At 61.1% G+C, this 23657-nt stretch carries 20 protein-coding genes; all 20 read right to left on the bottom strand.

Annotated elements, in window-relative coordinates; genetic code table 11:
* Positions 1-20: 20 nt before the first annotated feature.
* Positions 21-1874, bottom strand: a complete 1854-nt coding sequence (gene nuoL / locus C4J91_RS16440; RefSeq protein ID WP_124363300.1) for an NADH-quinone oxidoreductase subunit L — start codon at positions 1872-1874, stop codon at positions 21-23.
* On the bottom strand, positions 1871-2179 hold the full coding sequence (gene nuoK, locus C4J91_RS16435) for an NADH-quinone oxidoreductase subunit NuoK (protein WP_003174727.1): 309 nt from the start codon (positions 2177-2179) through the stop codon (positions 1871-1873). Before nuoK ends, nuoL begins: the two co-directional genes overlap by 4 nt.
* A 2-nt stretch (positions 2180-2181) precedes the next feature.
* Positions 2182-2685 (bottom strand): NADH-quinone oxidoreductase subunit J, encoded by a 504-nt coding sequence (gene nuoJ, locus C4J91_RS16430; protein ID WP_065884950.1) that lies wholly within the window; start codon positions 2683-2685, stop codon positions 2182-2184.
* A gap of 9 nt (positions 2686-2694) precedes the next feature.
* Positions 2695-3243 carry an NADH-quinone oxidoreductase subunit NuoI gene (gene nuoI, locus C4J91_RS16425; protein WP_003174725.1) on the bottom strand — a complete coding sequence of 183 codons (549 nt, stop codon included), beginning with the start codon at positions 3241-3243 and terminating at the stop codon, positions 2695-2697.
* Between the two features lie 11 nt (positions 3244-3254).
* The gene (gene nuoH, locus C4J91_RS16420) at positions 3255-4262 is read right to left on the bottom strand and encodes an NADH-quinone oxidoreductase subunit NuoH (protein WP_003174724.1); all 1008 of its coding nucleotides are present in this window, start codon (positions 4260-4262) and stop codon (positions 3255-3257) included.
* On the bottom strand, positions 4259-6973 hold the full coding sequence (gene nuoG / locus C4J91_RS16415; RefSeq protein WP_124363299.1) for an NADH-quinone oxidoreductase subunit NuoG: 2715 nt from the start codon (positions 6971-6973) through the stop codon (positions 4259-4261). The genes nuoH and nuoG overlap by 4 nt, the downstream gene beginning before the upstream one ends.
* Before the next feature lie 136 nt (positions 6974-7109).
* Complete coding sequence (gene nuoF, locus C4J91_RS16410; RefSeq protein WP_057024316.1) at positions 7110-8468, bottom strand: NADH-quinone oxidoreductase subunit NuoF; 1359 nt, start codon at positions 8466-8468, stop codon at positions 7110-7112.
* Positions 8465-8962, bottom strand: a complete 498-nt coding sequence (gene nuoE, locus C4J91_RS16405) for an NADH-quinone oxidoreductase subunit NuoE (RefSeq protein WP_003232080.1) — start codon at positions 8960-8962, stop codon at positions 8465-8467. The genes nuoF and nuoE overlap by 4 nt, the downstream gene beginning before the upstream one ends.
* Before the next feature lie 2 nt (positions 8963-8964).
* Positions 8965-10749: an NADH-quinone oxidoreductase subunit C/D gene (nuoC, locus tag C4J91_RS16400; RefSeq protein WP_124363298.1), complete on the bottom strand. Its 1785-nt coding sequence runs from the start codon at positions 10747-10749 to the stop codon at positions 8965-8967.
* 71 nt (positions 10750-10820) lie between these two features.
* Complete coding sequence (locus C4J91_RS16395) at positions 10821-11495, bottom strand: NADH-quinone oxidoreductase subunit B family protein (protein ID WP_003174719.1); 675 nt, start codon at positions 11493-11495, stop codon at positions 10821-10823.
* A 10-nt stretch (positions 11496-11505) separates the two neighbouring features.
* Positions 11506-11919, bottom strand: coding sequence for an NADH-quinone oxidoreductase subunit A (locus tag C4J91_RS16390; RefSeq protein ID WP_003192109.1), 414 nt, complete (start codon positions 11917-11919; stop codon positions 11506-11508).
* 1155 nt (positions 11920-13074) lie between these two features.
* Complete coding sequence (aceA, locus tag C4J91_RS16380) at positions 13075-14400, bottom strand: isocitrate lyase (protein ID WP_034106845.1); 1326 nt, start codon at positions 14398-14400, stop codon at positions 13075-13077.
* 177 nt (positions 14401-14577) lie between these two features.
* Positions 14578-15315, bottom strand: coding sequence for a secretin N-terminal domain-containing protein (locus C4J91_RS16375; RefSeq protein ID WP_124363297.1), 738 nt, complete (start codon positions 15313-15315; stop codon positions 14578-14580).
* Between the two features lie 218 nt (positions 15316-15533).
* On the bottom strand, positions 15534-15956 hold the full coding sequence (locus C4J91_RS16370; protein ID WP_124363296.1) for a GNAT family N-acetyltransferase: 423 nt from the start codon (positions 15954-15956) through the stop codon (positions 15534-15536).
* Complete coding sequence (locus C4J91_RS16365; protein ID WP_124363295.1) at positions 15949-17115, bottom strand: cupin domain-containing protein; 1167 nt, start codon at positions 17113-17115, stop codon at positions 15949-15951. The genes C4J91_RS16370 and C4J91_RS16365 overlap by 8 nt, the downstream gene beginning before the upstream one ends.
* Positions 17116-17199: 84 nt before the next feature.
* The gene (purB, locus tag C4J91_RS16360; RefSeq protein WP_124363294.1) at positions 17200-18570 is read right to left on the bottom strand and encodes an adenylosuccinate lyase; all 1371 of its coding nucleotides are present in this window, start codon (positions 18568-18570) and stop codon (positions 17200-17202) included.
* A 125-nt stretch (positions 18571-18695) separates the two neighbouring features.
* A complete protein-coding gene (hflD, locus tag C4J91_RS16355; RefSeq protein ID WP_017137510.1) occupies positions 18696-19319 on the bottom strand; it encodes a high frequency lysogenization protein HflD in 624 nt (207 codons plus the stop codon).
* The gene (gene mnmA, locus C4J91_RS16350) at positions 19316-20440 is read right to left on the bottom strand and encodes a tRNA 2-thiouridine(34) synthase MnmA (RefSeq protein WP_124363293.1); all 1125 of its coding nucleotides are present in this window, start codon (positions 20438-20440) and stop codon (positions 19316-19318) included. Before mnmA ends, hflD begins: the two co-directional genes overlap by 4 nt.
* Positions 20441-20499: 59 nt before the next feature.
* Positions 20500-20946, bottom strand: a complete 447-nt coding sequence (locus tag C4J91_RS16345; RefSeq protein WP_124363292.1) for an NUDIX hydrolase — start codon at positions 20944-20946, stop codon at positions 20500-20502.
* Positions 20947-21169: 223 nt separating this feature from the next.
* Positions 21170-23395, bottom strand: coding sequence for an NADP-dependent isocitrate dehydrogenase (locus C4J91_RS16340; RefSeq protein ID WP_124363291.1), 2226 nt, complete (start codon positions 23393-23395; stop codon positions 21170-21172).
* Between the last annotated feature and the right edge of the window lie 262 nt (positions 23396-23657).

Raw genomic sequence — 23657 nt, 5'->3', positions numbered from 1 at the left:
CGCAGTGCACTTAAACATAGTCAGACCGCTACCACGACGATGGCGCCGATCACCAGCACGGCACCCACTGCCATGGACGCCGCATACCAACGCAACTGGCCGGTCTCGCTGCGGCTCAGGGCGGTGTGACCGGCCTTGGCGGCGCGCGGGATCAAACCGATGGTCTGGTCGAGCGGGTCTTTGCGCAGCACGTGGCTGATCGCAAGGTAAGGTTTGACGAACAGTTTGTCGTAGATCCAATCGAAGCCCCAGGCAGCGAACCACCAGGCCGACAGGAACCGGCCGATACCGCTGTTGGCAACGCCCGTCACGAAGCGACGCTTGCCGAGGAACAGCAGGGCCGCCAGCAGGATACCGGCGATGGCAATGGCGCCGGAGGCGATTTCCAGGCTGTGCTTGTCGGCGCCGCCGGCATGGCCGACGCTTTGCGGCAGTACACCGGCCAGTGGCGGAGTGATCAGGGCGCCGATGAAGGTCGACAGGATGATCAGCACCGACAGTGGCAACCAGTGGGAGATGCCGTGGCCTGCGTGCGCTTCGGTCTTGGCTTCACCGTGGAAGGTGATGAAGATCAGGCGGAAGGTGTACAGCGAGGTCATGAACGCACCCACCAGGCCTGCGTACAGCAGGTTCTGGTTACCGCTGGCAAAGGCTTCCCAGAGGATTTCGTCTTTGGAGTAGAAACCGGCAGTCACCAGCGGCAGCGCGGCGAGCGCGGCACCACCAACGATGAAGCTGGCGTAGGCCAACGGCAGTTTCTTCCACAGGCCACCCATCTTGAAGATGTTCTGCTCGTGGTGGCAGGCCACGATCACCGCACCGGAAGCAAGGAACAGCAGGGCCTTGAAGAAGGCGTGGGTCATCAGGTGGAAGATCGCCGCGTCCCAGGCGCCAACGCCCAGGGCCAGGAACATGTAGCCGATCTGGCTCATGGTCGAGTAGGCGAGGATACGCTTGATGTCGGTCTGCACCAGCGCGGCGAAGCCGGCCAGCACCAGGGTCACGCCGCCGACGATGCCTACCAGATGCAGGATGTCCGGCGCCAGGGTGAACAGGCCGTGGGTACGCGCGATCAGGTAGACACCGGCGGTGACCATGGTTGCCGCGTGAATCAGTGCCGACACCGGGGTAGGACCGGCCATCGCATCCGCCAGCCAGGTTTGCAGCGGCAGTTGCGCGGATTTACCCACGGCGCCGCCCAGCAGCATCAGGGTGGCCAGGGTGATCCAGAAATCGCCGACCTGGAATTTCTGCGGCGCCAGCACCAGCAGTTCCTGGATGTTCAGCGTGCCCACCTGTTGGAACAGGATGAACAGGCCGATGGCCATGAACACGTCGCCGATGCGGGTGACGATGAAGGCCTTGAGTGCCGCGTTACCGTTGTTGCGGTTGCTGTAGTAGAAACCGATCAACAGGTACGAGCACAGGCCCACGCCTTCCCAGCCGAAGTACAGGAACAACAGGTTATCGCCGAGCACCAGGAACAGCATGCTGGCGATGAACAGGTTGGTGTACGAGAAAAAGCGCGAGTAGCCCGCTTCACCGCGCATGTACCAGGACGCGAACAGGTGGATCAAAAAGCCTACACCTACCACCACGCCGAGCATGGTGATCGACAGGCCGTCGACGTAAAGGGCGAAGTTGGGCTTGAAGCCTTCCACCGACATCCACTGCCACAGCACCAGGGTGTAGTGACCGCCTTCCGGCGGCGCCACGTTGAATTGCCAGATGACGTAGGCAGCCACAATGGCCGACAGGCCAATCGAGCCGACGCCGATCAGGGCCGAGAGGTTTTCCGACCAGCGTCCGCGAGAGAACGACAGCAGCAGGAAACCGATCAGGGGAAATACGAAAGTCAGAAAGATCATGTTCATCCGCGCATCTCACTGGCAGCGTCGATATCAAGCGTGTGGAAGCGACGATACAGTTGCAGCAGGATCGCCAGGCCGATACTGGCCTCGGCGGCTGCCAGGCTGATCACCAGGATGAACATGACTTGTCCATCCGGCTGGCCCCAACGCGCACCCGCCACGATGAACGCCAGTGCGGCAGCGTTCATCATGATTTCCAGGCTCATCAACACGAACAGAATGTTACGGCGAACCATCAGGCCGACCAGGCCAAGGCAGAACAGGATGCCGGCAACCGCCAGACCATGCTCCAAAGGGATAGCAGGCATCGTCATTGCTCCTTGGCTTCGTTGCGGCCCAAGTGGAAGGCGGTGATGGCTGCGGCGAGCAGCAGCATCGAAGCCAGTTCGACTACCAGCAGGTACGGGCCGAACAGGCTGACGCCCACGGCTTTCGCGTCTACGGTGGTGTGGCCGATGGCCTGGCCGCTCTGGTGAGCGAACAGCACATACAGCAGTTCACCCAGCAGCAGCGCTGCCAGCACGACCGGGCCGAGCCAGATGCCGGGCTTGAGCCAGACGCGTTCCTGGGCGACCGAGGCGGGCCCGAGGTTGAGCATCATCACCACAAACACGAACAGCACCATGATGGCGCCGGCGTAGGCGATCACTTCCAGCACACCGGCGAACGGTGCGCCGAGGGCGAAAAAGGTCATGGCCACGGCGATCAGCGAAATGATCAGGTAGAGCAGGGCGTGCACGGGGTTGGTGTTGGTGATCACGCGAAGCGTGGACACCACTGCAATACCCGATGCGAAATAGAAAGCGAATTCCATCTTTCTTCCTTAAGGCAGCAAGCTCTTCACGTTGATCGGTTCGGCTTCGTTTTGTGCGGCGCCTTTGGGCTTACCGGCAACGGCCATACCTGCAACACGATAGAAGTTGTAATCAGGGTTTTTACCGGGACCGGAAATCAAAAGGTCTTCTTTCTCGTACACCAGGTCCTGACGTTTGAACTCGGCCATCTCGAAATCCGGTGTGAGCTGGATCGCGGTGGTCGGGCAAGCTTCCTCGCAGAGGCCGCAGAAAATGCAGCGCGAGAAGTTGATGCGGAAGAAGTCCGGGTACCAGCGACCGTCTTCGGTTTCAGCTTTCTGCAGGGAGATACAACCCACCGGGCACGCCACGGCGCACAGGTTGCAGGCTACGCAACGCTCTTCGCCATCGGGATCGCGGGTGAGGACGATGCGGCCGCGATAGCGCGGCGGCAGGTATACCGCTTCTTCCGGGTATTGCAGGGTGTCGCGTTTGCGAAAGCCGTGACCGAACACCATCACCAGGCTTCGCAACTGGGTACCGGTACCCTTAACGATGTCGCCAATATATTTGAACATGGGTCAAATCCTCACTGAACCGCGGCTGCTGGCGTGTTCAACAACACGACGGCGGCCGTCACCAGCAAATTGATCAGGGTCAGCGGCAGGCAGAATCTCCAGCTGAAATCCATCACCTGGTCATAGCGCGGGCGCGGAATCGAGGCGCGCAGCAGGATGAACAGCATGATGAAGAACGCGGTCTTCAAGAAGAACCAGAAGAAGGCCAACTGCGGCAGGATGCCGAACGGACCGTGCCAGCCGCCGAAGAACAGCGTGACCAGCAGGGCCGAGATCAAGATGATGCCGATGTACTCACCGACGAAGAACATGCCCCATTTCATGCCGGCATATTCAATGTGGTAACCGTCGGCCAGTTCCTGCTCCGCTTCCGGCTGGTCGAAGGGGTGACGGTGAGTCACAGCCACGCCGGCGATGAAGAAGGTGCAGAAGCCAAAGAACTGCGGAATGATGAACCACAGGTTCTGCGCCTGGTACTCGACGATATCGCGCATGTTGAACGAGCCAACCTGCACCACGATGCCCATCAGCGCCAACCCCATGAACACTTCATAGGAGACGGTCTGCGCCGAGGCACGCAAGCTGCCCAGCAGGGCGAACTTGTTGTTGCTCGACCAACCGGCGAACAGCACCGCGTACACCGACAGGCCAGCCATGGCGAAGAAGAACAGCAAGCCGATGTTCAGGTCCGCCACGCCCCAGGTCGGGGTGATCGGGATGATCGCGAAGGCGATCAGCAAGGCGCTCATGGCCACGACCGGTGCCAGGGTGAAGATCACCTTGTCGGCAAACGGCGGGGTCCAGTCTTCCTTGAAGAACATCTTCAGCATGTCGGCGGCGATCTGGAACATGCCGAACGGGCCAACGCGGTTCGGACCGTAACGGTCCTGCCACCAGCCCAGCAGGCGACGTTCGACGAAGCTGAGCAGGGCGCCCGCGACGACCACGGCCAACAGGATCACGATGGCCTTGACGACCGAGATGATCACGTCGATCACTTCAGGGGTGAACCAGGTCATTGCGCTGCCTCCTGCAGACCGTCAACGGTTTGGCCAAAGATCGCTGGAGGAATACCGGCGATGCCTTTAGGCAGTGCAACCAGGCCGGCACCCAGCTCTTCGTTGATGCGCAGCGGCAGACGCAAGGTCTGGCCGGCCACGTTCAGGCTGAGCAGGGCACCGTCGTTGACGCCCAGGCGGTCGGCTTCGGATTTGGCCAGGGCCACGTAGGCGGTTGGAATGCGTTCTTGAACCGGCGCGGCCTTGGAAGAAGTCTCTTCGCTGCCGAACAGGTGGAAGAACGGCACCACCTGCCAGGTACCCGGGGCCGGGTTGAACGGGCGCGGTACGGCAGCGAACCAGTTCAGCGCGTCGCCCTGAGGTTCGATCAGGCGGGTGCCCGGGTCGCCAGCGCGGATATGCCCACCGACTTCGTCCTGGAACTTGTTCCAGGCCTGCGGCGAGTTCCAGCCCGGCGACCAGGCGAACGGCACCTGCTGACGCGGTTCGGCCGAACCCGAATAACCTTCCATGGAGAAGGCGAACGCGGTGTCGATGTCTTGCGGGGTACGCGGTTCATGCACGCTGATGTCAGCGCGCATGGCGGTACGACCGGAATAACGCAGCGGTTCACGGGCCAGCTTCAGGCCCTTGATGCGGAACGAAGCAGACGGGGCAGCATCGACAATTCGCGCCAGCTGCGGTGCGCTTGCAGCGGTAGCGGCGGTGACGTGGTCGAGCTGGGTCCAGTCGATCGGCTGGTTCAGCAGGGTTGCGCGCAGGGCATGCAGCCAGCGCCAGCCTTCGTGAACCAGGATGCTGGCGTCCATGTACTTCGGATCGAACACCTGGAAGAAGCGCTGGGCGCGGCCTTCCTGGCTGACCAGGGTACCGTCGCCTTCGGCGAAGGTGGCCGCTGGCAGCACCAGGTGCGCACGTTCGCTGGTGGCGGTCTTCTGGTGATCGGCCACGATCAGCACCTTGGCGGCGTTGAGTGCAGCGTCAACCTTGGCCGCGTCGGTGCGGGTGTACAGGTCGTTTTCCAGCACCACGATGGCGTCGGCGTTGCCGTCGGTCACTGCTTGCAGGGCGGCGTCCAGGGACTCGCCACCGAGCATGGCCAGGCCGAGGCTGTTGGCTTCCGGTACCACCAGGCTGATTGAGCCGTTCTTGTCGCGCAGCTTCAAGGCCTTGGCGATGTTGGCGGCTGCTTCTATCAGCGCCTTGGAACCCAGCGAGGTGCCGGCGATGATCAATGGGCGTTTGGCGGCCAGCAGGGCGTCGGCGATGCGCTGGGCCAGTGCCACGGCTTCGGCGTCCAGGCCGTCGACGGCAGGCGCGCTGGCGTCAAGGGCGTGGGCCACGGCGAAACCGATGCGCGCCAGGTCGTCCGGTGCAGCGTGGACGCATTCTTCGGCGATGTCGTCGAGCTTGGTTTCAGCCAGGGAGGCGATAAACAGCGGGTTCAGCGCGTGCTGGCCGATGTTTTTCACGGCGGCGTCGAGCCAAGGCTGCACGCGCATGGCGTCGGCCATGGCTTCGGCCTTGCCTTTGACCGACTGGCGCAGCGACAGCGCGATACGCGCGGCGGTTTGGGTCAGGTCTTCACCGAGCACGAAGATCGCATCGTGGTCTTCGATGTCGCGCATGTTCGGCACCGGCAGCGGGCTGTCGTTCAGCACTTGCAGGACCAGGCGGATGCGCTCCAGTTCGCCGGCTTCGATACCGCTGTAGAAGTGCTCGGCGCCGACCAGTTCGCGCAGTGCGAAGTTGCTTTCGAGGCTGGCGCGCGGAGAACCGATACCGACGATGTTACGGCCACGCAGCAGGTCGGCGGCTTTATCCAGCGCCGCGTCCAGGCTCAGCTTGGCGCCATCGGCCAGCAGTGGCTGGCGCGGGCGGTCTTCGCGGTTGACGTAGCCATAGCCGAAGCGGCCACGGTCACACAGGAAGTACTGGTTGACCGAACCGTTGAAGCGGTTTTCGATACGACGCAGTTCACCGTAGCGCTCGCCCGGCGAGATGTTGCAACCGCTGGAGCAGCCATGGCAAATGCTCGGGGCGAATTGCATGTCCCACTTGCGGTTGTAGCGCTCGGAGTGAGTCTTGTCGGTGAACACACCGGTCGGGCAGACCTCGGTGAGGTTGCCGGAGAATTCGCTCTCGAGCACGCCGTCTTCAACGCGACCGAAGTACACGTTGTCGTGGGCGCCGAACACGCCGAGGTCGGTGCCGCCGGCGTAGTCTTTATAGAAGCGCACGCAACGGTAGCAGGCGATGCAGCGGTTCATCTCGTGGGAGATGAACGGGCCGAGGTCCTGGTTCTGGTGGGTACGCTTGGTAAAGCGATAGCGGCGCTCGTTGTGGCCGGTCATCACCGTCATGTCTTGCAGGTGGCAGTGACCGCCTTCCTCACAGACCGGGCAGTCGTGGGGGTGGTTGGTCATCAGCCATTCGACGACACTGGCGCGGAACGCCTTGGACTCATCATCGTCGATGGAAATCCAGGTGTTGTCGGTGGCTGGGGTCATGCAGGACATGACGATACGACCACGGGTGTCGTTTTCGTCGGTGTACTGCTTGACCGCGCACTGGCGACAGGCACCGACGCTACCGAGCGCGGGGTGCCAGCAGAAATACGGGATGTCGAGGCCGAGTGACAGACATGCCTGTAACAGGTTGTCTGCCCCATCGACTTCGAGCGCTTTGCCGTCTACGTGGATAGTGGCCATGGTTCAAAGTTCTTCGTTGGCCCGTTGTCAGCGGGCGTGGCTAATGGAATCTTGTTATTCATGTGCATCTACACAGCCATCAAGGCGTCCGCACATGAGAAAAGCGAAGGGCACGAACCCTTCGCTTCTTTAAGCGTTACGCACCGACCATGGTCGGTGATACCACCTGAGTGAGTTCGCCCGCGCGGGTCGGCGCGATGCCGGCCTCGAATTCAGGGCGGAAGTATTTGATTGCGCTGCCCAACGGCTCCACGGCGCCCGGTGCGTGAGCACAGAAGGTCTTGCCTGGGCCGAGGAAACCGACCAGCCCGAGCAGGGTTTCGATGTCACCCTCGCGGCCTTCACCGTTTTCCAGGGCCATCAGCAGCTTGACGCTCCACGGCAGACCGTCACGGCACGGGGTGCAGAAGCCGCAGGATTCACGGGCAAAGAACTGCTCCATGTTGCGCAGCAACGAGACCATGTTCACCGTGTTGTCCACCGCCATCGCCAGGCCGGTCCCCATGCGGGTGCCCACCTTGCCGATGCCGCCGGCATACATCTGTGCGTCGAGGTGCTCGGGCAGCAGGAAACCGGTGCCGGCGCCGCCTGGCTGCCAGGCTTTCAAGGTGTAGCCGTCGCGCATGCCGCCAGCGTAGTCCTCGAACAGCTCGCGCGCGGTCACGCCGAACGGCAGCTCCCACAGGCCAGGGTTCTTGACCTTGCCGGAAAAGCCCATGAGCTTGGTGCCCATGTCTTCGCTGCCTTCACGGGCCAACGATTTGTACCAGTCCACGCCGTCGGCGATGATCGCCGGTACGTTGCACAGGGTCTCGACGTTGTTCACGCAGGTTGGCTTGCCCCACACGCCCACGGCGGCGGGGAAGGGCGGCTTGGAGCGCGGGTTGGCGCGGCGGCCTTCGAGGGAGTTGATCAGTGCGGTTTCTTCACCGCAGATATAACGCCCGGCGCCGGTGTGCACGAACAGCTCGAAGTCAAAACCCGAACCGAGGATGTTCTTGCCCAGCAGGCCCGCCGCCTTGGCTTCGGCCACGGCACGGTTGAGGTGCTTGGCGGCGGTGGTGTATTCACCGCGCAGGAAGATATAGCCACGGTAGGTTTTCAGCGCACGGGCACTGATCAGCATGCCTTCGATCAGCAGATGGGGCAGTTGCTCCATCAGCATGCGGTCTTTCCAGGTGTTGGGCTCCATTTCATCCGCGTTGCACAGCAGGTAGCGGATATTGATGGATTCGTCTTTGGGCATCAGGCCCCACTTCACGCCCGTGGGGAAACCTGCGCCGCCACGGCCTTTGAGGCCGGCGTCTTTCACGGTCTGGACGATGTCGTCCTGGGCCATGTCGGCGAAGGCTTTGCGCGCGGCTGCATAGCCGTTCTTGGCCTGGTACTCGTCGAGCCACACGGGCTCGCCGTCGTCACGCAAGCGCCAGGTCAGCGGGTGGGTCTCGGCCGAACGCTTGATCAGGTTGGCCGGGCCGAAAGATGTCAGGGTCATGGGTAGCCCTCGAGCAATTGGGTCACGCCAGCAGGCTGCACGTCACCGAATGTGTCGTCGTCGATCATCAACGCCGGCGCCTTGTCGCAGTTGCCCAGGCAGCACACCGGCAGCAGCGTGAAGCGGCCGTCGGCGGTGGTCTGGCCGAGGCCGATGCCCAGCTTGGCCTGGATTTCGCTGACCACGGACTCGTGGCCACCGATGTAGCACACCATGCTGTCGCACACGCGAATGATGTGGCGGCCGACCGGCTGGCGGAAGATCTGGCTGTAGAACGTCGCCACCCCTTCAACGTCGCTGGCGGGGATGCCGAGGATCTCGCCGATGGCGTAGAGGGCGCCGTCTGGCACCCAGCCACGTTCCTTCTGAACGATCTTCAAAGCTTCGATCGACGCCGCGCGCGGGTCTTCGTAGTGATGCAGCTCGTGCTCGATGGCCGAGCGCTCGGTTTCACTCAAGGTGAAACGGTCTGTCTGGATAAGCGTGCTGTTCATGCTTAGCGGTCCACGTCGGCCATAACGAAATCGATACTACCCAGGTACGCAATCAAGTCCGCGACCATCTCGCCTTTGATCACCGAAGGGATCTGCTGCAAGTGCGGGAAGCTTGGGGTGCGAATCCGGGTGCGGTAGCTCATGGTGCCGCCATCGCTCGTCAGGTAATAACTGTTGATGCCCTTGGTCGCTTCAATCATCTGGAAGGACTCGTTGGCCGGCATCACCGGGCCCCACGAGACTTGCAGGAAGTGCGTGATCAGGGTTTCGATGTGCTGCAGCGTGCGCTCTTTGGGCGGCGGCGTGGTCAGCGGGTGATCCGCCTTGTACGGGCCGGCCGGCATGTTGCGCATGCACTGCTCGATGATCTTCAGGCTCTGGCGCATTTCTTCGACGCGCACGATGCAGCGGTCGTAGGCATCGCCATTCGCGGCAGTCGGAATTTCGAATTCGAAGTTCTGGTAGCCCGAATACGGGCGCGCCTTGCGCAGGTCGAAATCGCAACCGGTGGAGCGCAAGCCGGCACCGGTGACGCCCCATTCCAGGGCCTCTTTGGTGTTGTACTGGGCCACACCGATGGTACGGCCCTTGAGGATGCTGTTATCCAGGGCGGCCTTTTGGTATTCGTCCAGGCGCTTGGGCATCCAGTCGATGAATTCCTTGACCAGGCGCTCCCAGCCGTTCGGCAGATCGTGGGCCACACCGCCGATGCGGTACCAGGCCGGATGCAGGCGGAAACCGGTGACGGCTTCGATGACCTTGTAGGCACGCTGACGGTCGGTGAAGGTGAAGAACACCGGGGTCATGGCGCCGACGTCCTGGATATAGGTACCCAGGAACAGCAAATGGCTGGTGATGCGGAAGAACTCGGCCATCATGATGCGGATGGTGTCGACGCGGTCCGGTACCTTGATGCCGGCCAGCTTCTCCACCGAGAGCACGTACGGCAGGTTGTTCATCACGCCGCCGAGGTAGTCGATACGGTCGGTATAGGGGATGAAACTGTGCCACGACTGGCGCTCGGCCATCTTCTCGGCACCACGATGGTGGTAGCCGATGTCCGGGACGCAATCGACGATTTCTTCGCCGTCCAGTTGCAGGATGATACGGAAGGCACCGTGGGCCGAAGGGTGGTTCGGGCCCAGGTTGAGGAACATGTAGTCCTCGTTGGTGCCGGAACGCTTCATGCCCCAGTCTTCCGGACGGAAGCGCGCGGCCTCTTCTTCAAGCTGCTGCTTGGCGAGGGTCAGGCTGAACGGGTCGAATTCAGTGGCGCGGGCAGGGTAGTCCTTGCGCAGCGGGTGACCTTCCCAGGTCGGCGGCATCATGATGCGCGTCAGGTGCGGGTGGCCCGGGAAGTCGATACCGAACATGTCCCAGACTTCACGCTCGTACCAGCTGGCGTTCGGCCAGATCCCGGTCACGGTCGGCACGCTCAGGTCGCTCTCGCTCAGGGCGACCTTGATCATCACGTCGCTGTTACGTTCCAGCGACATCAAGTGGTAGAACACGGTGAAATCGGCGCCGCTCGGCAGGCCTTGGCGCTTGGTGCGCAGACGCTCGTCCACGCCATGCAGGTCATAGAGCATGACGTACGGCTTGGGCAGGTTGCGCAGGAAGCTCAGGACTTCGACAAGCCTGGCACGCGCCACCCACAGCACCGGCATACCGGTGCGTGTGGCCTGGGCGGTGAAGGCGTCAGGGCCAAAACGGTTATTGAGTTCGACAACCACATCCTGGTCGTCTGCCTTATAAGGCGGGATGTACAGAGCACTGCCTGTAGTCATGGTTTTTTATCGCTTTCGGTCAACGTAAAGAATGAAGCCAGGTTTTCGTTCTATAAAAGAAGCGGACTGGATCAGACTTCGTCGGGGCTGCGCAGGTTGGTGACTGCGATTCGCTGTTCGCGGCGCTGTTCCTTTTGTGACGGCATCTCGGCGCGGTACACGCCTTGATCACCGACGACCCAGGACAGCGGGCGACGCTCCTTGCCAATCGATTCCTGCAACAGCATCAAGCCTTGCAGGAAAGCTTCGGGGCGGGGCGGGCAGCCAGGCACGTAGACGTCCACGGGCAGGAACTTGTCCACCCCTTGAACGACCGAGTAGATGTCGTACATGCCACCGGAGTTGGCGCACGAGCCCATGGAGATTACCCATTTGGGTTCGAGCATTTGCTCATAGAGACGCTGGATGATCGGCGCCATCTTGATAAAGCAGGTACCGGCGATAACCATGAAATCCGCCTGGCGCGGCGAGGCCCGGATGACTTCGGCGCCAAAGCGCGCGATGTCGTGGGGCGCCGTGAAGGCGGTGGTCATTTCCACGTAGCAGCACGAAAGGCCGAAGTTGTACGGCCACAGGGAGTTTTTACGCCCCCAGTTGACCGCGCCACTCAGCACGTCTTCCAGCTTGCCCATGTAGATGTTCTTGTGGACTTGGTCTTCTAACGGGTCGGAAACGGTTTCCCGTTCGCCGATGGGGTACTGCTCGTTAGGAGCATCCGGGTCGATCCTGGTGAGATTGTATTGCATCGCCAAAGCCTCATTGTTTCAGCTTCGCCTGCCGCTTGCGACGAGCTTCCGGAGCCCAGTCAAGGGCGCCCACTCGGAACAGGTAGACAAGACCTGCCAACAGAATTGCTATGAAAACGAGAGCTTCGACGAATCCGGTCCAGCCGCTTTCGCGAACGGACACAGACCAGGCAAAGAGAAAGAGGGCTTCGATATCGAAGATCACGAAGAGCATCGCGACCAGATAGAATTTTGCTGAGAGCCGCAAGCGGGCGCCACCTGTAGGTAGCATGCCGGACTCGAACGGTTCGTTTTTGCTGCGGCCCCAGGCTTTTGACCCGAGGAGGCTGGAGACGCCGAGCATGAAAGCGCAAAGGCCTACAACACCGAGGAGGAAAATGGCAAAGCCCCAGTTGTGGGCCATGAGTCCTGTCGCGTCGGTCATGCTGGAAATCCTTAACAGAGAGCAAAGGTCTCTGAGCTCGAAAAAGTAACGATGCAGTGACGATATGTCGCACTGCAATCAATCGCGGTGATTTTATGGCTAAACACCGGGCAAGTAAAATTCCTGTGGCGAAATTATTCGATGGAATAAGCACATAGTGCACCGTTGTGGGGCTGTAGCCCTTGCAGCATGGGCATTAGCGGGCTTTTGAACAATTGCGTTTTGTTTGACCGGTAAGAAAGTTTTCATGGTTTAAATGATAATGAATATTGTTTGCGCAGGGTTTAAGCGAATGTTTCTCGTGTGGCGGGGGAAGTTGCCGTTACTTGTGTGATTGTCGCCGGTTGATGGAACGGATTTTGTAACCGATTTATCTGCAGCGAATACCGCTCTGGATCAAGGTTTTGCACAAAATCTTCAGGCTCATCGCATTCCAATGTGGGAGGGGGCTTGCCCCCGATGGCCATAGGTATCTACACAACTTTGGCGTGGTCCTGAACCTGTGGCGGCCCAAGAGCCGAAGCCTCTCTAACTGACGCCCCGCGACCAAAATGTGGGAGGGGGCTTGCTCCCGATGGCGGCCTCAGGGCCGACCAGGATGTTGGATCAGAGCGAGTACATATCCGTTGCTGCGGTAACGGCGGCTTAGGGTTCCGCCCTGACGGCGGGTCACTTTGGAAAAGAGCCCCAAAGTAACCAAAGGGCTCTTGCCCCACCACTCGGCACCTCGCCTAGGCTCGGTGTGCCCGTAATCCGACAGTGATTTGGGGGGCCGCCGCCACGCGCCATCCATGGCGCGGGGCGGCTAAACCGGCATCCCTGCCGGTTTACCCCCCAAATCACTATCGAATTGCGGCCAGCGTGGTTTAACGGGGCGCTTAAGATCAAGAGCAAGAGCAAGATCAAGAGCGACTCGCTTCGCATCGTGGTTACCGTAGGCTGCTACAAAGTTGTGTAGATACCTATGCCCCGATGGCGGTGGATCAGCAACAGATGTGCTGACTGACACTCAGCAATCGGGAGCAAGCCCCCTCCCACATTTGATTTTGGGTGTGACTGAAACAAAAAAAACGCCCCGAACCAGTCGGGGCGTGATGTTGTGCGGCACTGCGGTTAGGTCTTCCCTGGGGCCGCAATGGCCGTGTACTCAGTCACTCAGTGGAACTGCTCTTCTTCGGTCGAACCGGTCAGCGCAGTCACGGACGAGGTGCCTCCCTGGATCACGGTGGTCATGTCGTCGAAGTAGCCGGTGCCCACTTCCTGCTGGTGCGCCACGAACGTGTAGCCTTTGGCGGCGTCAGCGAATTCCTGCTCCTGCAGCTTCACGTAGGCGGTCATGTCGTTGCGGGCGTAGTCGTGCGCCAGGTTGAACATGCTGTGCCACATGTTGTGAATGCCGGCCAGGGTGATGAACTGGTGCTTGTAGCCCATGGCCGACAGTTCACGCTGGAACTTGGCGATGGTCGCGTCGTCCAGGTTCTTCTTCCAGTTGAAGGAAGGCGAGCAGTTGTAGGACAGCAGTTGGTCCGGGTATTCCTTCTTGATCGCTTCGGCAAAGCGACGCGCTTCGTCCAGGTCCGGTTTGGCGGTTTCGCACCAGATCAGGTCGGCGTACGGTGCGTAAGCCAGGCCGCGAGCGATCGCCTGGTCGAGACCGGCGCGTACTTTGTAGAAGCCTTCCTGGGTGCGTTCGCCGGTGACGAATGGCTGGTCGTACGGGTCGCAATCCGAAGTCAGCAGGTCGGCGGCGTTGGCATCGGTGCGCGCCAGGATGATGGTCGGCGTACCGGCAACGTCAGCGGCCAGGCGGGCAGCGGTCAGCTTCTGTACGGCTTCCTGGGTCGGGACCAGTACTTTGCCGCCCATGTGGCCGCATTTCTTCACTGACGCAAGCTGGTCTTCGAAGTGCACGCCGGCGGCGCCCGCCTCGATCATGCTCTTCATCAGCTCGTAGGCGTTGAGTACGCCACCGAAACCGGCTTCAGCGTCAGCCACGATCGGCGCGAAGTAGTCGATGTAGCCTTCGTCGCCCGGGCCTTTACCGGCTTTCCACTGGATCTGGTCGGCGCGACGGAACGCGTTGTTGATGCGCTTGACCACGGTTGGCACCGAGTCCACCGGGTACAGCGATTGGTCGGGGTACATGGATTCAGCGGAGTTGTTATCCGCTGCCACTTGCCAGCCGGACAGGTAGATCGCCTGGATGCCGGCTTTTACCTGTTGCACTGCCTGGCCGCCAGTGAGGGCGCCCATGCAGTTGACGAAATCTTTGTCGGGACGGAAGGACGGCTTGGCGCCTTGGGTGACCAGGTTCCACAGCTTCTCGGCGCCGAGTTTTGCAAAGGTGTGCTCGGGTTGGACCGAGCCACGCAGGCGGACGACGTCAGCAGCGGAATAAGCGCGGGTCACGCCTTTCCAGCGTGGGTTTTCAGCCCAGTCTTTCTCAAGGGCTGCAATTTGCTGTTCACGTGTCAGTGCCATGTAGATAAACCTCGTCGTCGCGTCTTGTAGGGTTCGAAGGCCCTTGCCAGGGCCCCTGATAAGCAGGAGCGAGGCCATCATGCACAGCCTTTTTGAGGGCGTCAAATGTTTTGTAGTGCTTTTTTTCAGGCACTACATATTTGTTCCGGGACGACTCGACGGTCAGTTTTTGGTGCTTCAGTTCAGCGTGTCGACCTTGACCCGCAAAGTCAGGTCATCGCGGCCCTGAGTAGAGTAGCTGCGGGTTGTAGAGGATTTGTCGGCTTGGGTTTCGCGGTTGACGCCGGCCAGGGAGATCCATTCACCGAGGCGCCCGCTGACGCTTGTGTCGGTACTTTGCACGTTCACTACATCGGGACGTTCCTGGCTCATGCGGTCACGGTTGGTACTGATGGCGAGGTGAACGGTCTCGCCGGTGACGCTGGCGGTCACGTAAAAACCCTGGGTGACGTTGCGATACTGGGTCTGGTTCTGCAGGCGCCCGTAGCTGTCCTGCTGGGTCGTGGTCAGCGGTACGCTTTGACCGACCTGGATCAGCGCGGGTACGCCTTCGCTGGCGTGGATCTGCTGGATGCCCCCGTCGCGGCTGGTAGTGCCGTAGCTGATGATGCGGGTCTGGCTGTCGCCGCTGTTCTGCTGGTTGTTTTCGTTGGTGTCGACGGTGATCAGCAGGCGCTTGGCAGGGGTGTCGAGTTGAGAGAGCAGGGTGCGCAGGTCCTGGATCTTGCCGGGGTCGGCGTTAATGATCAGTTGATTGCCATAGGCGCTCACGGTGCCGTCCTTGCCGATGAAGTTCTGCGCTACGGGCAGCAGGTCGGCGCTGGTGCGGTTGCTCAGGTTGACCACTTCGGTGTCGGCCATGGCTGATGCGCTGGCGGCCAGGAGGAGGGCGGTGAGCAGGGTGCGTAGGGACATGTCCGTTATCTCTGCGAGTCAAAGGCTGGATAGTGCCAGTTTGTCGGCCCGGCGGGTCGCAAGTTGAATACTAGACGGCAAAATGCCCTGGCTGGCAGGGCATTTTGGGGTGTGGCTGGGATAGCTATCGGGGGCAAGCCCCCTCCCACACTTGATCGGGTTCACAGGTCAAAATGTGGGAGGGGGCTTGCCCCCGATGGCAGCGCTGCGGTCTCGGCTCAGCCCTCGCGCACCATATCAACATGCGGAATCCCGACTTCAAGGAATTCATCGCTGACGATCTTGAAACCCAGCCGCTCATAAAACGGCGCCGCGTATACCTGCGCACTGAGGAACTGCCGGGTCTGGCCACGCTTCTCGGCTTGGCCGATCACCGCTTCCATCAGCTTGTCGCCGACTTTAAGCCCGCGCCAGTCCTTGAGCACCGATACGCGTCCGATCTCGCCGCTGGGCAGCAAGCGAGCGGTGCCAATCGGAAAGTCGCCTTCGAAGGCCAGGAAATGCATTGCGCCGGCGTCGTCCGCGTCCCACTCCAGCTCAGGTGGGACCGATTGTTCAGCGATAAATACCGCTTCACGAATGCGCCGAATCTCGTCGATATCCTTTCGCCAGTCCGCGACACTTACGTGAATCTTATTCATCCGCAAACCCCAGGCTGCCTTGCTTGACCAGTTCGCACAGCAGGTCGCGACCGTCTTCGTCCGCCAGCCAAACGCCCAGATTTTCGTTGTGCAGGGCGTCTGCCGAGCACACCAGTTTCAACAGTTCGCGCAGTTTGCCCGGCAGGTAACGGCTCTGGCCGCTGGCGAACAGCAGCACATCGTCGTCCACTTCCGACCAGGCCAGGCGCGCGCTCGGGTTGCGTACCAGGATCGCGCCGTCTTGCAGGCTGCTGATGAAATCGTCCTCGCCCAACTCTTCGCCCGCCACCAGCTCCGGGTAGCGCGGTTCAGTCATGAACTGGCCGAACCAGGTCAGCAGCATGCGCTCGTCGCTCATGTGCTCGGCCAACAGGCTCTTGAGGCGGTCCAGGGCGTCGCTCTGGATCTGGTGCGGGTCGCTGACCGGCTGGGCGTCTGCGTCGGTGTAGCGCTCTTCGTCGGTCAGGTACTGGCTGAGGAAGTCGGTGAAGTGGGTCAGCACTTCGGCGGCGCTTGGGGCGCGAAAGCCCACCGAGTAAGTCATGCAGTCGTCTTCGGCGACGCCGAAGTGCGCCAGGCGCGGCGGCAGGTACAGCATGTCGCCTGGCTCGAGCACCCATTCGGCACTCTCTTCGAATTCGGCGAGGATGCGCAGGTCGGCGTGCTGCAGCAGCGCGCTTTCAGAGCTGCACATCTGGCCGATCTTCCAATTGCGCTTGCCCTGGGCTTGCAGCAGGAACACATCGTAGTTGTCGAAGTGCGGACCGACGCTGCCACCCGGCGCGGCGAAGCTGATCATCACATCGTCGATGCGCCAGCTTGGCAGGAAGCGGAAATGCTCGAGCAATTCGGCAACTTCCGGCACGAACTGGTCGACCGCCTGCACCAGCAGGGTCCACTCACGCTCGGGCAGGGTGCTGAAGGCGTCTTCGGCGAACGGGCCGCGACGCAGTTCCCACGGACGCTCGCCGTGTTCGATCACCAGGCGCGATTCGACTTCCTCTTCCAGCGCCAGGCCGGCCAGTTCGTCGGCGTCGATCGGGCTTTCGAAATCAGGGATGGCCTGGCGGATCAACAGCGGTTTTTTCTGCCAGTAGTCGCGCAGAAATTCCCGTGCCGTGATGCCGCCCAGAAGTTGAAGAGGGATATCAGGATTCATGTGTAACCTATTGAAAAAAAGCACTTTTAAGACAGGAATAAAAACGCCCGGCGCGGCCGGGCGTCTCAAAGGGTCGTGCGACGGTCAGATGCGCTTGGCTTGCTCTACAGCGTTACCGATGTAGTTGGCCGGGGTGAGCAGTTTCAGCTCGGCCTTGGCAGCGGCTGGCATATCCAGGCCATCGATGAAAGTTTGCAGCGCGTCGGAGGTGATCCCCTTGCCGCGCGTCAACTCTTTGAGCTTCTCGTAGGGGTTTTCGATGTTATAGCGGCGCATCACGGTCTGGATCGGCTCGGCCAGCACTTCCCAGCAGGCGTCCAGGTCAGCGGCGATTTTCTGCTCGTTGAGTTCCAGCTTGCTGATGCCTTTGAGGCTGGCTTCGTACGCGATCACGCTGTGAGCAAAGCCCACGCCGAGGTTGCGCAGTACGGTGGAGTCGGTCAGGTCGCGCTGCCAGCGCGAGATCGGCAGCTTGCTGGCCAGGTGCTGGAACAAGGCGTTGGCGATGCCCAGGTTGCCTTCGGAGTTTTCGAAGTCGATCGGGTTGACCTTGTGCGGCATGGTCGACGAACCGATTTCACCGGCAATGGTGCGCTGCTTGAAGTAGCCCAGGGAGATGTAGCCCCAGATATCGCGATCGAAGTCGATCAGGATGGTGTTGAAGCGCGCGATTGCGTCGAACAGCTCGGCAATGTAGTCGTGGGGTTCGATCTGCGTGGTGTAGGGGTTGAAGCCCAGGCCCAGCTCGTCTTCGATGAAGGCGCGGGCGTTGGCTTCCCAGTCGATCTCAGGGTAGGCCGACAGGTGGGCGTTGTAGTTGCCCACCGCGCCGTTGATCTTGCCCAGCAATGGCACGGCGGCGACTTGAGCGATCTGGCGCTCCAGGCGGTACACCACGTTGGCCAGTTCTTTGCCCAGGGTGGTCGGCGAGGCCGGCTGGCCGTGGGTGCGCGAGAGCATCGGCACGGCGGCGAAACGGATCGCCAGCTCGCGGATGGCCTCGGCGGTCTGGCGCATCAGCGGCAGCATCACCTCATCACGGCCTTCGCGCAGCATCAGGGCGTGGGACAGGTTGTTGATGTCCTCGCTGGTGCAGGCAAAGTGGATGAACTCGCTGACCTGGGCCAGTTCCGGCAGCTTGGCCGCCTGCTCTTTGAGCAGGTACTCGATGGCTTTGACGTCGTGGTTGGTGGTGCGCTCGATCTCTTTCACACGCTCGGCGTGCTCCAGGGAGAAGTTTTCCGCCAGGGTGTTCAAGACAGCGTTGGCTTCGGCGGAAAACGCCGGCACTTCGCTGATGGCAGGGTGAGCGGCCAGGCGCTGGAGCCAGCGCACTTCAACCAGGACGCGGGCACGGATCAGGCCGTACTCGCTGAAAATAGGGCGCAGGGCCTGGGTTTTGCCGGCGTAGCGGCCGTCAACAGGGGAAACCGCAGTGAGCGAAGAAAGCTGCATGGGGTGTTCTCGGACAGTCGGGCAACGAAATGGGGCGCGTATCATACATGAAAACATTCGCCGGTCCGTCGCCAACTGACCGGCGTATTACGCGTAATGGCTTGAAAAAGGTCTGCTGGTGCGACTTATTCGTTGCGCATCAACGGGTAAAGCTCTTTGAGCAATTTGCGCCGGCTGATCACCAGTTGCCAGCGATGGCCGCCCAACTGGCGCCATAACCGCGCCGAACGGATACCCGCCAGCAGCAGGGCGCGGATTTTCGAGGCGTTGTTCGGTTGTTGCAGGTTGCGCATGTCGCCGTGCACCTGGATGCGCTGGCGCAGGGTGCTCAGGGTGTCCTGGTACAACGCGCCACAGGCGGCGATCACGTTCTCGTGGGCCGGGCCGAAGTGCTCCACCTGAGACTGGATCTGCGGCAGGCGCTTGCCAATGGTTTCCAGCAGGTCGTCGCGCTTGGCCAATTGACGCTCCAGGCCGAGCATCGACAGGGCGTAGCGCAAGGGTTCGCGCTGCAGGGTGCTGGGGTCGCGTTCCAGGGCGCCGATCAGGGCGCGGTAACCTTCACGCAGCGCCAGGTCGTCGCCACCGTAGACTTCCAGGGTGTCCTTGGGGTCGCGGATCAGCAGGCTGCCGAGCATGCAGGTCAGGCCCGCCTCGGTGACCTGGCCGGTCTTGGCGATCTTGTCCACCAGCACCGCTGCAAGGAAAACCCCGCCCAGCGCGGTCAATTGCTCCTGGGTCGGGCTCATGCCGGGTTGCTCCAGGCTTGCGCAACTTCAATCACGCCGCCGCCCAAGCAGACTTCGCCGTCATAGAACACCACGGATTGACCAGGGGTGACTGCGCGCTGCGGGTCATCGAAGGTGGCACGGTAGCCGGTAGCGGTTTTTTCCAGGGTGCAGGGCTGGTCGCTCTGGCGATAGCGCACTTTGGCGGTCAGGCGGCGCGGTGTGCTCAGGTCGATGGGGTTGACCCAATAGATTTCTGAAGCGAGCAGGGCGCCGGAGAACAGCAAGGGGTGCTCATTGCCTTGGCCGACGACCAGCACATTGTTTTCCAGGTCCTTGACCAGCACGTACCACGGTTCTTCGCCGGCATCTTTCAAGCCGCCGATGCCCAGGCCCTGGCGCTGACCAATGGTGTGGTACATCAGGCCGTGGTGGCGGCCGATCACTTCACCTTCGGTGGTCTTGATCTCGCCCGGTTGTGCCGGCAGGTATTGCTTGAGGAAATCGCTGAAGCGGCGCTCGCCGATAAAGCAGATCCCGGTGGAATCCTTCTTCTTGGCAGTGGCCAGGCCGTGTTGCTCGGCGATCCTGCGCACTTCGGGTTTTTCCAGCTCGCCCACCGGGAACAGGGTCTTGGCGATCTGTTCACCGCCGACGGCATGCAGGAAGTAGCTCTGGTCCTTGTTCGGGTCCAGGCCCTTGAGCAGTTCGGTGCGGCCATCGATATCGCGGCGGCGCACATAGTGGCCGGTGGCAATCAGATCGGCGCCGAGCATCATGGCGTAGTCGAGGAACGCCTTGAACTTGATCTCGCGGTTACACAGGATGTCCGGGTTCGGCGTGCGCCCGGCCTTGTATTCGGCCAGGAAGTGCTCGAACACATTGTCCCAGTACTCGGCGGCGAAGTTGGCGGTGTGCAGCTTGATACCGATCTTGTCGCACACGGCCTGGGCGTCCGCAAGGTCGTCCATTGCGGTGCAGTATTCCGTTCCATCGTCTTCTTCCCAGTTCTTCATGAACAGGCCTTCCACCTCATAACCCTGCTCCATGAGCAGAACGGCGGAAACGGAAGAATCCACGCCGCCGGACATACCGACGATGACGCGCTTCTTTTGTGTGTCAGAAGGGGCTGGATCACGCATAGGGTTTCAACGGGTGTCTTGAAAAAGGACGCGATTCTAGCAGGCCTGGGCCCGCAAGGCTAAAGAGAAGGACGGATCAATTCCAGGCTGTGACGCTGGCCGGCCAGATAATCATCGATACACCGGATGATCAGCTCGCTGCGCCAGTCGTCGCGCAGTTCCATCAGTTCGTCACGGGTCAGCCAGCGGGCGCGCAGGATGCCTTCGTCGAGTTGGTACTCCGGGTGGTGTTTCAGGGCCTTGGCGATGAAGCAGACCCGTTGATAGGTCACGCCATTGCTCGGGGCTGTGTACAGGTAGATGCCGACGATGCCGGTGGCTTCGACGTCCCAGCCGGTTTCCTCGAGGGTTTCGCGCACAGCGGCTTCGGTCAGGGTTTCGTTCGGGTCGAGATGGCCGGCCGGCTGATTGAGCACAGCGCGACCGCCCTTGAGTTCTTCGACCATCAGGAAACGGCCATTGTCTTCAACGATCGTGGCGACGGTGATGTGGGGGAGCCAAGTCATGGAAAGCCTCTCGATTCAGGATACAACGCGCTCTTCAAGCAGAATTGCGGTCAGTGTGGGAGGGGGCTTGCCCCCGATAGCAGTGTGTCAGCCAGTACATTTGAGCCTGACACTCCTCCATCGGGGGCAAGCCCCCTCCCACATTTGGATTCGGTTTCGTCAGGTGAATGCTGGAAACAGAAACCCCGGCGCAGGGCCGGGGCTTCTTTGCATCCTTACAACCTTACTTCAACTTGGCAATCGCCGCATTCAGCGTGTGGCTTGGGCGCATGGCCTTGCTGGTCAGCTCCGGGTTCGGTGCGTAGTAGCCGCCGATGTCCACTGGCTTGCCCTGTACGGCGTTGAGCTCGGCAACGATGGTTGCTTCGTTCGCGGCCAGGGTCTTGGCCAGTTCGCCGAACTGCGCTTGCAGTGCCGTGTCTTCGGTCTGGGCGGCCAGGGCCTGGGCCCAGTACAGCGCCAGGTAGAAGTGGCTGCCGCGGTTGTCGATGTTGCCGACTTTGCGCGAGGGCGATTTGTTGTTATCGAGGAACTGGCCAGTGGCCTGGTCCAGGGTCTTGGACAGGACCAGGGCTTTCGGGTTGTTGTACGTCACGCCCAGGTGCTCGAGGGACGCGGCCAGGGCCAGGAACTCGCCCAGGGAATCCCAGCGCAGGAAGTTTTCTTCCAGCAGCTGCTGCACGTGTTTCGGCGCCGAGCCGCCGGCGCCGGTTTCGAACAGGCCGCCGCCGTTCATCAGCGGCACGATCGACAGCATCTTGGCGCTGGTGCCCAGCTCCATGATCGGGAACAGGTCGGTCAGGTAGTCGCGCAGTACGTTACCGGTCACCGAGATGGTGTCCAGGCCTTTACGGGTACGCTCCAGGGTGAACTTCATCGCGTCGACCGGGGCCATGATGCGGATGTCCAGGCCTTCGGTATTGTGGTCTTTCAGGTAGGCCTGAACTTTCTCGACCACCACGCCATCGTGAGCGCGCTGCGGGTCCAGCCAGAAGATGGCCGGGGTGTTGCTGGCGCGTGCGCGGTTGACGGCGAGCTTGACCCAGTCCTGGATCGGTGCGTCTTTGGTCTGGCACATGCGGAAGATATCGCCCGCTTCGACGTTCTGTTCCATCAGCAGGTTGCCCTTGCTGTCGGTGACGCGGACTACGCCGTCAGCCTTGATCTGGAAGGTCTTGTCGTGGGAGCCGTACTCTTCGGCTTTCTTCGCCATCAGGCCAACGTTTGGCACGCTGCCCATGGTGGTGGGGTCGAAGGCGCCATTGGCCTTGCAGTCTTCGATGACCGCCTGGTAGATGGTGGCGTAGCAGCGATCCGGGATCACGGCCTTGGTGTCGTGCAGTTGGCCGTCGGTGCCCCACATCTTGCCGGAGTCACGGATCATGGCTGGCATCGAGGCGTCGACGATCACATCGCTCGGTACGTGCAGGTTGGTGATGCCTTTGTCGGAGTTGACCATCGCCAGCGAAGGGCGAGCGGCATAGACCGCCTGGATGTCTGCTTCGATCTGCGCTTGTTGCTCGGCAGGCAGGGCCTTGATGCGGGCGTACAGGTCGCCGATGCCGTTGTTCAGGTTGAAGCCGATCTGTTCCAGCACGGTCGCGTGCTTGGCCAGGGCGTCTTTATAGAATTCGGCAACGATCTGGCCGAACATGATCGGGTCGGAGACCTTCATCATGGTCGCTTTCAAGTGAACCGACAGCAGCACGCCTTGTTTCTTGGCGTCTTCGATCTCGGCGGCGATGAACGCGCGCAGGGCTTTCTTGCTCAGTACGGCGGTGTCGATGATCTCGCCAGCCTGTACCGAGGTCTTTTCTTTCAGGACGGTGGCGGTGCCGTCTTGAGCGATCAGCTCGATTTTGACAGCGTCAGCGGTTTCGATCTGTACGGCTTTTTCGCTGCCGTAGAAGTCGCCATTGCTCATGTGGGCAATGTGCGACTTGGAGTCGGCAGCCCAGGCGCCCATCTTGTGGGGGTGCTTGCGTGCGTAGTTCTTGACCGACAGCGGTGCGCGGCGGTCGGAGTTGCCTTCGCGCAGGACCGGGTTCACGGCGCTGCCCTTGACCTTGTCGTAACGGGCACGGGTTTCTTTTTCCGCGTCGGTGGTTACGGTTTCCGGGTAGTCCGGCAGGGCGTAGCCCTGGGCCTGCAGTTCCTTGATCGCGGCTTGCAGCTGCGGGGTCGAGGCGCTGATGTTAGGCAGCTTGATGATGTTGGCTTCAGGCGTAACGGCCAGGTCGCCCAGTTCGGCGAGGTGGTCCGGGATAGCCTTGTCGCCCAGTTGCTCGGGGAAGCTTGCGAGGATGCGCCCGGCGAGGGAAATATCGCGGGTTTCCACGGCAATATCAGCGGAAGCGGTGAAGGCCTCTACGATAGGCAGCAGTGAATAGGTGGCGAGGGCTGGGGCTTCGTCGGTGAAGGTGTAGATGATCTTCGAGCGGGTGGGCATATTCGGATTAACTCTCTTCTTTGCTGAAAGCGTGCGCAGAAACTCGAGATGCGCCGGGTGGAGCGCGTTCGTTCAAAGTCATCCATGAGCGAAATGTCGAGGTTTCTTCGCGGTGATGTTGGGTTGCATCAGTCGAGCGTCAAGCGTTTGGACTATTGTAATAGTCCTGCTTTCTGGCTGAAGGCTACTGTCTAGAGCGGTCAACCGTCGTGACTCTTTGGTCAGCGGCGGCATTATACATAGGTCGCTATGCTTACGCTGA

The sequence above is a fragment of the Pseudomonas sp. R3-52-08 genome (assembly GCF_003851745.1).
GTDB lineage: Bacteria > Pseudomonadota > Gammaproteobacteria > Pseudomonadales > Pseudomonadaceae > Aquipseudomonas.
Note: the sequence above shows the minus strand (reverse complement) of the source record. Positions and strands in the feature narration are given on the sequence as shown.

Coding starts and splice junctions, on each gene's coding strand:
- nuoH (WP_003174724.1), bottom strand. CDS start 4,262: ATGACCTGGTTCACCCCTGAAGTGATCGACGTGATCATCTCGGTCGTC.
- hflD (WP_017137510.1), bottom strand. CDS start 19,319: ATGAGCCCGACCCAGGAGCAATTGACCGCGCTGGGCGGGGTTTTCCTT.
- C4J91_RS16340 (WP_124363291.1), bottom strand. CDS start 23,395: ATGCCCACCCGCTCGAAGATCATCTACACCTTCACCGACGAAGCCCCA.
- nuoC (WP_124363298.1), bottom strand. CDS start 10,749: ATGACTACAGGCAGTGCTCTGTACATCCCGCCTTATAAGGCAGACGAC.
- C4J91_RS16395 (WP_003174719.1), bottom strand. CDS start 11,495: ATGCAATACAATCTCACCAGGATCGACCCGGATGCTCCTAACGAGCAG.
- nuoJ (WP_065884950.1), bottom strand. CDS start 2,685: ATGGAATTCGCTTTCTATTTCGCATCGGGTATTGCAGTGGTGTCCACG.
- nuoG (WP_124363299.1), bottom strand. CDS start 6,973: ATGGCCACTATCCACGTAGACGGCAAAGCGCTCGAAGTCGATGGGGCA.
- nuoL (WP_124363300.1), bottom strand. CDS start 1,874: ATGAACATGATCTTTCTGACTTTCGTATTTCCCCTGATCGGTTTCCTG.
- C4J91_RS16390 (WP_003192109.1), bottom strand. CDS start 11,919: ATGACCGACGCGACAGGACTCATGGCCCACAACTGGGGCTTTGCCATT.
- nuoE (WP_003232080.1), bottom strand. CDS start 8,962: ATGAACAGCACGCTTATCCAGACAGACCGTTTCACCTTGAGTGAAACC.
- purB (WP_124363294.1), bottom strand. CDS start 18,570: ATGCAGCTTTCTTCGCTCACTGCGGTTTCCCCTGTTGACGGCCGCTAC.
- mnmA (WP_124363293.1), bottom strand. CDS start 20,440: ATGCGTGATCCAGCCCCTTCTGACACACAAAAGAAGCGCGTCATCGTC.
- nuoK (WP_003174727.1), bottom strand. CDS start 2,179: ATGCCTGCTATCCCTTTGGAGCATGGTCTGGCGGTTGCCGGCATCCTG.
- C4J91_RS16345 (WP_124363292.1), bottom strand. CDS start 20,946: ATGACTTGGCTCCCCCACATCACCGTCGCCACGATCGTTGAAGACAAT.
- C4J91_RS16370 (WP_124363296.1), bottom strand. CDS start 15,956: ATGAATAAGATTCACGTAAGTGTCGCGGACTGGCGAAAGGATATCGAC.
- C4J91_RS16365 (WP_124363295.1), bottom strand. CDS start 17,115: ATGAATCCTGATATCCCTCTTCAACTTCTGGGCGGCATCACGGCACGG.
- nuoF (WP_057024316.1), bottom strand. CDS start 8,468: ATGACCCTGACATCTTTCGGCCCGGCCAACCTGATCAAGCGTTCGGCC.
- aceA (WP_034106845.1), bottom strand. CDS start 14,400: ATGGCACTGACACGTGAACAGCAAATTGCAGCCCTTGAGAAAGACTGG.
- nuoI (WP_003174725.1), bottom strand. CDS start 3,243: ATGTTCAAATATATTGGCGACATCGTTAAGGGTACCGGTACCCAGTTG.
- C4J91_RS16375 (WP_124363297.1), bottom strand. CDS start 15,315: ATGTCCCTACGCACCCTGCTCACCGCCCTCCTCCTGGCCGCCAGCGCA.